2 protein-coding genes and 2 pseudogenes are annotated in these 3332 nt (G+C 71.8%); 1 reads left to right on the forward strand and 3 read right to left on the reverse strand.

Features of this window, described 5'->3' with window-relative positions:
- Positions 1 to 277: pseudogene (locus tag H5J29_RS26205) on the reverse strand (xanthine dehydrogenase family protein molybdopterin-binding subunit); the annotation flags it as partial.
- A 148-nt stretch (positions 278 to 425) separates the two neighbouring features.
- Between H5J29_RS26205 and H5J29_RS26210 the strand changes: the two are divergent.
- The gene (locus H5J29_RS26210; RefSeq protein WP_181783685.1) at positions 426 to 2075 is read left to right on the forward strand and encodes a fumarate hydratase; all 1650 of its coding nucleotides are present in this window, start codon (positions 426 to 428) and stop codon (positions 2073 to 2075) included.
- 130 nt (positions 2076 to 2205) lie between these two features.
- On the opposite strand, the gene H5J29_RS26215 is transcribed toward H5J29_RS26210, so the two are convergent.
- Together H5J29_RS26215 and H5J29_RS26220 are read right to left on the reverse strand one after the other, a co-directional pair.
- A complete protein-coding gene (locus H5J29_RS26215) occupies positions 2206 to 2943 on the reverse strand; it encodes an acetate--CoA ligase family protein (protein ID WP_181783686.1) in 738 nt (245 codons plus the stop codon).
- A 155-nt stretch (positions 2944 to 3098) separates the two neighbouring features.
- Positions 3099 to 3332: pseudogene (locus H5J29_RS26220) on the reverse strand (enoyl-CoA hydratase); the annotation flags it as partial.

Raw genomic sequence — 3332 nt, forward strand, 5'->3', positions numbered from 1 at the left:
GCGGCCGCGGCGTGGCCTCGTTCAGCACCATCAGACCGTGGTGGGCGGGCAGGTCGAGGTCGGCCGCGGTGTACACCGCGACGACGTCCTCGGCCGCCGCGGCCTCCGCGGTCTCGATGCCGGTGACGAGCGCGTGGGCCAGGGGCGAGCGGACGAAGACGGCGTGCAGCACGTCCGCCCGGCCTGCCACGATGTTCCCGACGTAGGTGGTGGCGCCGGTGATCAGGTCAGGGTCCTCGACCCGCCGCACCGCGGTCCCCAGGATGGATCCAGGCATGTGCCTCACCCTACGACCCCGGCGGCGTCGAGCGCAGGATCAAACGGGGGACCCTCCGCTTGGCGGGGCTGCGGTCGGACCATCGTCGACCGATCGGCCGGCGCAGGATCACGTCCGCCGCGGGAGGCCCCGGGGGTAGCGTCCTCACATGCCCGAGTTCCACCACACCGACGTGCTGCCGCTCTCCGGCGACGCGACCGAGTACCGCGAGCTCGACCTTCCCGCCGGGAAGATCGTGGAAGCGGCAGGCCGGACGTTCCTCGAGATCGACCCCACCACGATCACCGGCCTCGTCCGCGAGGCCGTCAAGGACATCCAGCACCACCTGCGGCCCTCGCACCTGGCCCAGCTCCGCGCGATCATCGACGATCCCGAGGCCTCCGGGAACGACCGGTTCGTGGCCACCGACCTGCTGCGCAACGCCTGCGTCTCCGCGGGCGGGGTGCTGCCCATGTGCCAGGACACCGGCACCGCGATCGTCGTCGGCAAGAAGACCGAGACCGTGCTGACCGGCGGGAACGACGAGGAGTCCGTCTCCCGCGGCGTCTTCGAGGCCTACGACCAGCTCAACCTGCGGTACTCGCAGATGGCGCCGATCTCCTTCTGGGACGAGAAGAACACCGGCACCAACCTGCCTGCGCAGGTCGAGCTGTACTCGGTGCCCGGCCAGAACCCCAAGTACGAGTTCCTGGTCATGGCCAAGGGCGGCGGCTCGGCCAACAAGACCTTCCTCTACCAGGAGACGAAGGCGCTGCTGAACCCCAAGCGGCTCGCCGCGTTCCTCGACGAGAAGCTCCGCTCGCTCGGCACCGCCGCCTGCCCGCCGTACCACCTCGCCGTCGTCGTGGGCGGGATGTCGGCGGAGTACACGCTCAAGGTCGCCAAGCTGGCCTCCGCGCGGTACCTGGACACGCTGCCCACCTCGGGATCGGAGCTGGGCCACGCGATCCGGGACCCGGAGCTGGAGCAGCAGGTCCTCGAGCTCACGCGCAACTTCGGCATCGGCGCACAGTTCGGCGGCAAGTACTTCTGCCACGACGTCCGGGTGATCCGGCTGCCGCGACACGGCGCCTCGCTGCCGGTCGGCATCGCGGTGTCCTGCTCCGCGGACCGCCAGGCCAAGGCGAAGATCACCGCCGAGGGTGTGTTCCTCGAGCAGCTCGAGCGGGACCCGGCGAAGTACCTGCCGGAGGTGACCGAGGAGCAGCTGGAGCCCAGCGTCGTCCAGGTGGACCTCACCCGACCGATGTCCGAGATCCGCGCGCTGCTGTCCTCGCTGCCGGTCAAGACCCGGGTGTCGCTGACCGGTCCGCTCGTGGTGGCGCGCGACATCGCCCACGCGAAGATCGCCGAGCGGCTCGAGGCGGGCGAGCCGATGCCCCAGTACCTGAAGGACCACCCGGTGTACTACGCCGGACCGGCCAAGACGCCCGAGGGCTACGCCTCCGGGTCCTTCGGCCCCACCACCGCGGGCCGGATGGACTCCTACGTGCGGCAGTTCCAGGAGGCGGGCGGGTCGCTCGTCATGCTGGCCAAGGGGAACCGGTCGAAGCAGGTCACGGACTCGTGCGACGCGAACGGCGGGTTCTACCTCGGCTCGATCGGCGGGCCCGCGGCCCGGCTCGCGCAGGACTGCATCCGCAAGGTCGACGTCCTGGAGTACCCGGAGCTCGGCATGGAGGCGGTCTGGCGGATCGAGGTGGAGGACTTCCCCGCCTTCGTGGTGGTGGACGACAAGGGCAACGACTTCTTCGCCGAGACCAGCACCCCGACCCTGCAGGTCACCTTCCGCACCTGACCCGACCGCATCGTGGAGCCACAACTGCCGTTCTCGGGGCTCGGAACGGCAGTTGTGGCTCCCTACTGCGTCGTTCCGGACTGCGTCGTTCCGGACTGCGTCGTTCCGGACCGCGTCGTTCCGGACTGCGTCAGCGGAGGCGGCGGGGGCCCTGGTCGTCCCTGGTCGGCGGTGGGCCCAGGACGACCCTGGCGCCGGTGACGAACGCCCCCTCGGCACTCGCCAGCACCGGGTCCAGCGCGAGCGAGCGCACCTCCGGCAGCTCCTCGGCCATGGCCCCGACCCGCAGGCAGAGGTCATCCAGGGCGTCGAGCCGCGCGGGCTCCGAGCCTCGGTAGCCGGTGAGCAGCGGCGCCGCCCGCGGGGCCCGGACCAGGGCCGCGGCGTCCTCCCGGGTCAGCGGGACGACCCGGAACGCCCGGTCGTCGAGCAGCTGGGTGGCCATCCCGGAGATCCCGAACGACAGCAGCGAGCCGAACGACGGGTCCTCCGCCACCTCCAGCACGCACGAGACACCCTTCGGGGACATCCGCTGCACGTAGAACTCGTCCTTGCCGGTCACCGCCTCCAGGTCGGCGAACGCGCGCCGGACCGCCGCGGCCGACCCGAGGTCCAGCCGCACCCCGACCAGGTCCGTGCGGTGCCGCCAGCGGTCCCCCACGGCCTTCAGCGCGATCGGGTAGCCCAGCTCGTCCGCGGCCTTCTCCACGGCGTCCACCCCACGCACCAGGCGGAACTCCGTGACCGCGATCCCGAAGCAGGCCAACAGCTCCACGGCCTCGTCGTCGGTGAGCGCGCGTTCCTCGGCGGTGCCGAGCCCGCCCACCCCGAACCGTTCGACCACGGCCCGCGCCGCGTCCAGGTCCATCCGGGGGCAACGACCAGGAGACGTCCCGGGTGACGTCGAGGTGGCCTCCGCCGGTGCGGATCGGTCCAGGTCGAGCCCAACGAGTGAGACCCAGTCGTCACCCTCCGGGGCACCGACCCCGCACGGTCACCCACCGTGACCCGAATGGAGCAGCGTCAGCGGCCCTGGTAGGCCGGGACCCGCTTCTCGGCGCGGGCGGTCCGGCCCTCCTCCTTGTCCGCGCTGGCCCAGCAGGCCTCATAGGCGCCGGTGAGCACCGGGTCCGTCTCCGCCAGGTCGACGCGGTCGAGCACCTGCTTGTTGTAGGCCAGCGTGAGCGGGGCGAGGCCCGCCAGCTCGGCGGCGAAGGCGTGCGCCTCCTCGGGCGTACCGATCCGGTCGACGAGCCC

This window comes from Pseudonocardia pini, from assembly GCF_013870575.1.
Lineage (GTDB): Bacteria > Actinomycetota > Actinomycetes > Mycobacteriales > Pseudonocardiaceae > Pseudonocardia > Pseudonocardia pini.

Bases quoted from the DNA above. Each gene is read 5' to 3' on its own strand.
- H5J29_RS26210 (WP_181783685.1), top strand. From the start codon at position 426: ATGCCCGAGTTCCACCACACCGACGTGCTGCCGCTCTCCGGCGACGCG.
- H5J29_RS26215 (WP_181783686.1), bottom strand. From the start codon at position 2,943: ATGGACCTGGACGCGGCGCGGGCCGTGGTCGAACGGTTCGGGGTGGGC.